We start from the raw sequence: 8281 nt of genomic DNA, 5'->3' as shown, positions 1-8281 counted from the left end.
TGTAGGTATTTATCATCTTCTAATATATTTTGCTTGTTCTTCTGCTACTTTTAAAGCGTCCAAACCTTGATTTTCATTTTTAATCAAGTCATAAACTTTGTTTCCTAACCAAAGCGTTTCTAAGTCGGAATGTTTTACATTAAAAAACTCACTCAGTTTGGCAAGGTCTTCTCGTTTTAATGGCTTTTGGTCATTTTCAACTTTACTTAAGAAGCCTTCTCCTATGTCAAGTTTTGCAGCGAGTTCACGCTGTTTCATTCCTGATTCTTCCCTTAATTGCCGTATTTTTTGTCCGATTGTCATTGACCTGAAATATACTTGTTCAAATATGGTCAAATTTAGTGAAGTTATTTCAATTCTCAATGAGCAGAGGAAGAAAATGGCTCTTTTGCAATTTTCGTATGTAGGGTGGCTTGTGTGAATTGCAAATGTGCTATTCGTGCGGTTGGTTTTTTAATGGGGCACAACAAGTGTATAAATACACCTTTTTTAATATTAATTATTTAAAACCGCCTTTACTCTTGAAAATAGTGGTGGTTGTAAGTCTTAGTGGTTTAAAGCTAGTTATTTTTTTGATTTTTTTAGGAGCAAAGTAGGTTTCTCTTTGTTATAGGTGTTGGGTTCTGACTTAAAAAGTACGCTTTATCTCGGTATATGGTAGTATATATGTAATGTGTTTATACTGCCATTCTTGGAGAATAAACACAATTAAAGAATATCCACCATTGATTATTTTATTCCACAAGAATGGATACAAACGAATTAATTTAAGGTCATCCGTGATGGAAAGGTTCGATGATACGAAACTACTATTTTTAGATCCATTCCATTTTGTTTTGAGTGAGTTCAGATGTTTTGTTTTCGCCAGTATTAATGGTATTAGCCGGTTCAAACAACATAATTTGAACTTCGTTTTTCATTACTGGCCTATGTTCGATACCTTTGGGGATAATAATAAATTCCCCCTTTTTTATTGCGATAGTTTCATCTCTTAATTCCATATTGAATTCACCATCAATCACTAAAAACATTTCATCTTCATTATCGTGTTTGTGCCATTCGAATTCCCCTTTGGCTTTAACTAGTTTTATGTGTTGTCCATTCAGTTCTCCAACTATTCTTGGGTTCCAGTAATCACTGAATAATGACATTTTTTCGGAGATAGAGACTTTCTTAATTTTCATTTTTCGTAATGTTTGTGAAGTACTTAGGTAAAGCTATTCAATAGTTTTTTGAGGCTATCAGGCGCTTTCTATTATCTAATAGATGTAAAATTACCAAAGAATTAAATGTAAAAGATAGATACACCTTGCCTCATGAAAAAAAGCCAGTTTTTTAGCTGGCTTTTTTAGTGAACAAGGAGGAGAATTATTGTTTTGGAATCAAAGATCCAAATTCACTCAAATCTTTAATCCGTTTGGCCCAATTGAGGAGTACCTTTTCTTGTTGCGGGTAATCGTCCAAGTAAGGTCCACAAACAATTTTTAAGGAGCAGAAGCTTTTATCTTTTTCACGGATGAGGAAGAATTTTTCTGTGTATAGATTTTGCTTAAAATCATTTTGCACATAACAATTTCCCCAAAAGTCATCTGATAAGTAGGTGTTCACAAGTTGATCTTTGGAAGCATAGTAATAATTGAGTTGTGCCTCGGATCTCCAATTAGCGGCAAGTTTGTTTTGAGGATCAAAGGTGATTTGCATTAATGTGGCATTTTTGGCTGCTGTCATGAGGCTCCATACCGTACTGTCGGCTGCCTTAATTTTTAGCTCATGCTGCACAAATTTTCCGCCTATCATAGAACGAGCATTTTCTTGCGTGATGAAGTTTACCTCATTTAAACGGGCACTCCCGTTTCCGCCATTTAAAAAGCGAAACCCAACAATGGAATCTTCTTGGATGGAGATGGCTTGAATTATGATAATGACATCCTCCCTGTTGGTGTAAGGATTGTGGTATTTTGCCAATTGCGGTAACGGGGTATTCAAAGCTTTCGCGTTCGGGTACTTTACTGTATCGACCAAAATTAGTGAGGCTTCGCCTCGTGCTTCTTCCTCTGTTGGCAATCTACCTTCTACAACAGGTACATTTTTCCAATCCGCTAAATTTACAGCAGGGAAAGTGTTTAAGTTATCAGGACAATACCAACCTCCATATCGATGTGCTTCTTTTTGATTGTAGTTTAGATGGATTGCTGATTCGTTAGTTTGGTTTTCAGGGCTATTCTTAGAAGTAAATAGACAAGACGACAATGGAAAGAGTCCAAGGAAAAGTGTTTTTAAAACAATTGCATGCATGGTTTTCATTTTTATGATTATGACCTCAATGTAAAAAGCCGCCTTGTATCAGTAGATGAACGAATGTAAATTAATGTAAATCGCGCGTAATTTCTTATTTTTCTATTGTTAATACCTTATTTTCAAAATAAATTTGGTGCATGGGAAAACTTCCACTTTTTAAAGTATTCATTCTTCTTTTATTCACGTGCACAGTGGTGCCAACACATGCTCAAAATGAGGAACAATACATTGCTGTTTTGCTACGAAATATTGGTCACCAGTTTTTAAGTGAAATTGGAGATAGTACATCACGAATTTTAGAAGTGGAACATCAAGAGAATAGATATGTTCTGCGTTTTGAAAAAGAGATAGAATTTAGTCCTGATCAATTGTACAATAATGTACATGAGGTTATGCAAAAGCACCGCGCCCAGCAAAATTTTATTGTTGAAGTGAGCACTTGCGATAGTCATCAGGTATTGCATAGTTTTAAAGCAAGTGTAAACCGGGATGAGGAAATTTTATCGTGTAAGGGGAGAGATCTGCCTTTGGATTGTTACGAAGTTATTTTTACCAGTACTGAACCATGGATCGCTCATACAGTTGTAGAGGAAGAAAAACAGAGTTACACTCCCGTTTATTTACTTTTAGGTGGGGGAGTGTTGGTATTGATACTCTATCTTTTTAAGATAAGAAATAAAAGAGCAGCAAAAGAGGTGTTGGCACTAGGGGCTTACCATTTCGAGTTAAAAAGGATGAAGTTATTTTACAAGGATGAGGTAATCGAGTTGTCTGCCATTGAGGCTGAGTTGTTGCACCTGTTTGTTCAACACAAAAATGAAACTTTAAAAAGAGAATATATTCTCAATGAAGTGTGGGAAGATGAAGGAAACTACGTAGGTAGAACCTTGGATGTATTTATCTCCAAACTCAGAAAGAAATTAGAAAACGACGAAAGTCTTAAAATTGTGAGCGTTAGAGGGGTCGGCTATAAGTTTGTGAACTGATAAAGAGAAGCTTATCTAGCTCCTACTAATTTTGCCAAAAAAAGTAGAAAAAGGTGTTGCAAATTAAGGAAAGTACACTTACATTTGCGCCACTGTTAATTCTTTGTAATGCAAAGGTTAATGAGGTCCTATAACTCAGTTGGTTAGAGTATCTGACTCATAATCAGAAAGTCCCTGGTTCGAGCCCGGGTGGGACCACAAACAAAGGCTAGTACGTAAAGTGCTAGCCTTTTTTGTTTATTTTAAAGCTTTTGCTTTTGACCACTCGATGAAATAACTCTTTTCTATCAAATCTTTATCTACATGGGAATTGAAGTATTTACTGCTGCATAGTAATATTAAGACAACGGAGAAGTATGTTCAAACTGATGAGAAAAGATTGAATGAGAGCTTGAATAGGACGGAGTGGGAGTAATCGAATAGAAACACGATTAATTTACTTTTTTTCTTTCCATAAAAGATAGGATATGTAAAACATTGTGCTTACTAGAATGCATAAACCTAAAATGGAAATTCCTACAGATACTGGTGTTCCAAAACGTAAATCGTCAACCTCATTCCAAATAAGTTTTGAGTATAATAAGGATAAGAGAAAAGTAAAAACGGCCAGAACCGTTTTTAAGTTTTTAAAAATTAGAACAACTTGATTTTTTATGACATCGATTAAGAGTAGAAGTGTTTTTTTCTTGTTTTTGTTCATCCGTTTTAGTGAATTAATTAGTACTTATCTTGATTACTTCTCAGAATAGAAAGACTAATTATACCAGAACCAACCATAATACTAATGCCAATTAAACCTGTGTTTAGGGTGTCATTTACGCCTCTATTTGGATCACTTGCTGCGAGTAGAATTAAAAAGAAAATAGCCAGTAAAAAAGCGATTAAGTAGATGATTATTTTCATGATGGTCTTGATCTATTAGATATCGAAAATAGGAAAAATTGAGACATGTTGAAAGCGTTAGAAACGGATATTCTTAAAAATACTCATTTGTCACCATGGGAATTGTAGTACTTACTGTAGCATAGTAATATTGCTGAGATATGTCTGGTTATGAATACATCCGTTCACCATGGGTTCTTTTCCTCATCTATCTTTGCTTAATAAAACAACAGACTAGATTTCTAAAAACCTAGCAGAGGGGTTGGAACTTAGAAGTAGCTGAATTCGGCAGTCATAATAGTGCTAGCCTTTTTTGTTGTGTCTACTATTAAAGCTTTTGATATAAAAAAAGGCCAGCACCGAGTACTGACCTTAATTAACAAACATGTTTCCCTCCATATGCGTTTTTGAGGAGTGTAGGAGGGACTACAGCTTTGTAAAGCGCATTGTTTGTTGGTTCATTTTTATATAATAATTACCCTTTTCGAGATATGCCGCGTTGAGAACAATGTGGTTGTCACTTATTATCATATAGTCGTCTATTCTAATAGCAACACCTAATTCATTGATAACATATATTCCTTGCGATAAATCAATTTCACCTCTTATATGAAGTGCTCCTTTTACAGGGTTCGGAAATACCTGTAGTTGAGAAGTAGTAGGGTTAATTTGTACACTTCTTATACCTAAATCTTTTGTTGTTCCATCAAAATCAGTTTGTTCTAATTTATAATAGTTGACACCGCTTTTAGGCGTTTCATGCAAAAAGTCATAGTGTAAGGTTATTTCTGAATTTCCTGCACCGCTTATTTTTTGAAGATGTACCCAATGTTCAGCGTCAGTAGAATGATAAAGACTATAATAATCATTGTTTATTTCTGTTGATGTCGTCCAATTGATTTGGACGTGATTGTTAATTGTATTATTTACGTTGAATTCGGTAAGTTGAACAGGAAGAGGCGTGTTACCACTACCTGATCCTATGGTAAAGAAGTTAGAAGAGTTATTGGGGAAAATACTCGTGTTTAGGCCAGAAATGCTCAATACATTTCCATTCAATATAAACGTGATCCCATCAGTGGAACTATAAGTGTTTGCACCCGATGAAAAATCACCATCATTGTCTACAAGTATGTATAAATCACTTGTATCAATTGCATTAATTATGGCGTAATTGTTTAGCGTGATGTCCAAATTAAAGGTGTCTGTGAAATTGGTGCTTTGAATGCGCCATTCCCTGTCTAACCTTGAATATAACCCTGCTGGTTTTTCACCATAAGAGGAAGAAGAGTAGAGGTTATCTGAATTGTCACCGATTAATAAAAAAGAAAGGTTATTGGAGAAAGTACCTTGATTTCCAGCGTTAATTGTGTCCAATTCATCCAAATACACGCGTAGACTATCATCTTGCGTATGCGATTGTTTTTGCAGTAAACCAGAATCGTCATCTCTGGCTATTCCTATAATGTTATTATGGTAGGTGGTAGTGGCGGTACTAGCACTCCAAACCGTTGTTCCGTCGCTGGCGGTGTAGTTTCCGTTTTCAGTTCCACCATGTTCAAGCGTTATTCCATATTTAATGGCAAGGTAGCTTTCGATTTTATTGGTTTCAGCATCACTGAGTACGCCTGAATATCCAATAACTTCTGCAATTTGGCCTTCAAAAGCTCTGTTATAGTCAGATGTGAGATTTGACGATTTGGCTTGTCTACCTATAGTGAATGGACCAGATGAACTTGAATGGCTAGAAGAACATAGGATGCTGTTTAAATTAAGTTTTATTAAATCATAACTGCTCTCATTGTAACTCATTTCTCCATTTAGATATACGGATTTATCTCCAGAGTTAATAATGCTTCCTAAAAGATCACTTCCGGAAATAACTGTATTTCTAGAAAGAGTAGTCTCATGAAGGTGAACATGATTAATGGTATCAGATGACTCTGAACCAATACTAACATTAACGAATGAGCTCAAAGGTGATAGTAGGGGGTCAAGTATTCCATTTAATATGTCACCGACAGTAATCAATAATCCAGGAGGAGTGTATAGCTGAAATGTACTCTGATTATATGTAAAGCCCATTCCATCTGTTTTATAATTTCCTACATCGTAGATAAACTGATTACATTTGTTAAAATTAGTGGAAGAGGGTTTCTGGATAATGAAGAAATTTAATCCTTCAAAAGAAACTGCTCCAAATTCAATCCCTAAAACTTCATATGCATCTGGGTATATGTAATCGTTTCCAAAATTCAACCCTGAACTAATACCATCAAAAGTTAATGTAGGATTGTAGTTAAGTACAGTGCTTGAGTCAGCAGAATAAACAGGGTTGCTTAATTCATTATTGTTTGTAGCGTCATTGGTTCTGTTTCCTGATAAATCTGACCATTGAGATACTTCATCTCCATCAGAAGCTGTACTCGTACTCAGGTTGAGCACACTCGAGTTTTGATCTGCTTTTAACCACATTTCAAATGTTCCAGAACTTACGTTACCCGGAGTTTGTCCAGCGGCTGATAAGCTCAATCCGCAGAGCAATGAAAGAAGAGATATGTGAAATGATTTAAGCATTTTTCTTTTTATTAAAGGAGAAAGACCCGGGGCCGCCTACATCACTACAGCCCCAAGGTCCCTTCACCCTTAATTATTACTTTTTAACGACAATAAAGTCGGATCTTCTATTTACGAAATGTTCATCGTCGGTACATTCAACACCGTTTTTACATTTGTTTTTAATTTGTTGTTCACCGTACCCAACAGCACTAATAATTCTGTTAGGATCAATGCCTTGCTCAATCAGGTAGTCTCTCGTAGATTTTGCTCTATCATCAGAGAGTTTCAAGTTGTAACTATCTTTCCCTCTTGCATCGGTATGTGATTCAATCTTAATCACGATGCTTGGGAATTTATTCATGGCATCAATTACTCGGTTCAATTCTACCTCGGCTTGAGGTGTTATTTCAGCTTTATCGTAATCGAAGTAGATAGGGTTTACAATGATTTTTTCCACACCATCTTCCTCTTTTACCAGCGTTTTATACAGCGTTAAGTAAACATCCTCTGCATCTTCCTCTTCGGGTACTTTCGGAGTGTCAGGCGTTGTAACATCTAACTCTTCTGTACTGTGATTCTCTTTAGAAAAGACTAATCTATTGGTACTGCTACAAGGTAATTGAACCTCAAATCTTCCTAAAGAATCAGCTTGAGTTTCAGCAATGAGTGAATCTAAATCGTCGTATACTTTTACCGTTGCGAAGGGTATAATTTCTTTGGTCGTCTGCTCTTTAACATTTCCAAATACATCTTGATACCAGTTTTGATCATCTTTCGTGAAGAAATAAATATCATCATCTCCCTTGCCGCCTAATCGGTTGGAAGAAAGGTATCCGTTCACACCTGCCTTCGTCCAGTAGATGTTAAAATCATCCATCTCACTGTTAAAGGGTCTTCCTAAGTTTTCAGGGTTTTCAAAGTTGTCTCCCTTGATTTTTGAAGCAAAAAGATCTAGTCCACCGATTCCGTAGTGACCATCTGATGAAAAATAGAGCTTGCCTTCTTGTAGGGTAGGAAACATCTCACGTCCGGGTGTGTTGATTTTTGGTCCTAAATTCTTAGGTGAACCTACTGTTCCATCTGCCTTTACGGGTGCACGATAAATATCGGTTTCTCCCATCCCGTTTTCCATGTTAGAAACGAAATAAAGAAACTTACCGTCTTCAGAAAGCATGGGGTGACTACAAGAATATTCTTCACTGTTAATGCTCAAACTTACGATATTGGCAATCTTGCCTTCAACGACATCCGCCAACATAATTTGAAGGGTAGAGGTACCATCCTCATTTGTCTTCAGCTTACCTTTTTTGCGCAATTGATTTGTAGAAAAGTACACGCGTGTATTTTCTTTGTTGAAACAAATCATAGCATCATGATACTGCGAATTCAGGCCTTCGAATAATTTGTCATTGGTAAGGTTACCGTTCGCTGTATTTCTTTGTGCCTCATAAATGTTCAAGTAAGGTTGTTCGTTCCAAGCGTATGTTTTCTTCGTCAATTCTCCTTCTCCAGCTCTACTCGAAGCAAATAAGATTTTGTTCCCATAATTGGCTACA

At 36.1% G+C, this 8281-nt stretch carries 7 protein-coding genes and 1 tRNA gene; 2 read left to right on the top strand and 6 right to left on the bottom strand.

Going from position 1 to position 8281, the window contains the following annotated elements; genetic code table 11:
- Positions 1-12 precede the first annotated feature (12 nt).
- The 3 genes from AC22ZQ_RS10270 to AC22ZQ_RS10260 form a co-directional block, all read right to left on the bottom strand.
- A complete protein-coding gene (locus tag AC22ZQ_RS10270; protein WP_318958696.1) occupies positions 13-303 on the bottom strand; it encodes a helix-turn-helix domain-containing protein in 291 nt (96 codons plus the stop codon).
- Positions 304-815: 512 nt separating this feature from the next.
- Positions 816-1184, bottom strand: coding sequence for a cupin domain-containing protein (locus AC22ZQ_RS10265; protein ID WP_318958695.1), 369 nt, complete (start codon positions 1182-1184; stop codon positions 816-818).
- A gap of 184 nt (positions 1185-1368) precedes the next feature.
- Complete coding sequence (locus AC22ZQ_RS10260; protein WP_318958694.1) at positions 1369-2295, bottom strand: hypothetical protein; 927 nt, start codon at positions 2293-2295, stop codon at positions 1369-1371.
- Positions 2296-2435: 140 nt separating this feature from the next.
- Here AC22ZQ_RS10260 and AC22ZQ_RS10255 point away from each other — a divergent pair, with 140 nt between their 5' ends.
- A complete protein-coding gene (locus tag AC22ZQ_RS10255; protein ID WP_318958693.1) occupies positions 2436-3284 on the top strand; it encodes a helix-turn-helix domain-containing protein in 849 nt (282 codons plus the stop codon).
- A 124-nt stretch (positions 3285-3408) separates the two neighbouring features.
- Positions 3409-3482, top strand: a tRNA-Ile gene (locus tag AC22ZQ_RS10250).
- A 519-nt stretch (positions 3483-4001) separates the two neighbouring features.
- Here AC22ZQ_RS10250 and AC22ZQ_RS10245 read toward each other — a convergent pair.
- The 3 genes from AC22ZQ_RS10245 to AC22ZQ_RS10235 all read right to left on the bottom strand — a co-directional run.
- The gene (locus AC22ZQ_RS10245) at positions 4002-4187 is read right to left on the bottom strand and encodes a hypothetical protein (RefSeq protein WP_318958692.1); all 186 of its coding nucleotides are present in this window, start codon (positions 4185-4187) and stop codon (positions 4002-4004) included.
- A 405-nt stretch (positions 4188-4592) separates the two neighbouring features.
- Positions 4593-6743 (bottom strand): DUF8202 domain-containing protein, encoded by a 2151-nt coding sequence (locus tag AC22ZQ_RS10240; RefSeq protein ID WP_318958691.1) that lies wholly within the window; start codon positions 6741-6743, stop codon positions 4593-4595.
- Between the two features lie 76 nt (positions 6744-6819).
- Positions 6820-8281: OmpA family protein (locus AC22ZQ_RS10235; protein WP_318958690.1), on the bottom strand; the 1462-nt coding region annotated here is incomplete at its 5' end.

This window comes from Lishizhenia sp. (assembly GCF_057456495.1).
The sequence above is the reverse complement of the archived record's forward strand: the minus strand, read 5'-3'. Positions and strand labels throughout refer to the sequence as shown.